This is a genomic window from Bradyrhizobium sp. MI1.4, assembly GCF_055811315.1.
The window spans coordinates 1-245 of record NZ_JBVVPP010000180.1 but is presented as its reverse complement, the minus strand read 5'-3'; the positions used below and the strand labels follow the sequence as shown (position 1 = coordinate 245).

The window sequence follows — 245 nt, the reverse complement described above, 5'->3', positions numbered from 1 at the left end:
CCGATTGAGGCGGCTGTAATGCCGGCACTTGCCACGGCGACCGAAACTGTCAGCGCACTGCCGAACGACGTGGTTGGCGCAATTGCGCCGGTCGAGGCGGCTGTGATGCCGGCACTCGCCACGGCGAGCGACACCGTCAGCGCGCTGCCCAACGACGTGGCCGGCGCGATCGCGCCGCTCGAGGCGGCAGCGCAGCCGATGCTATCGACTCTGGCTGACACTGCGGGCACGGTACCCAACGAAGT

General features: G+C 68.6%; 1 protein-coding gene. It reads left to right on the top strand.

Annotated elements, in window-relative coordinates:
• Positions 1-18: 18 nt before the first annotated feature.
• Positions 19-245 (top strand): hypothetical protein (locus tag AC0L23_RS40165; RefSeq protein ID WP_473358446.1); only part of this gene is annotated, 227 nt, incomplete at its 3' end.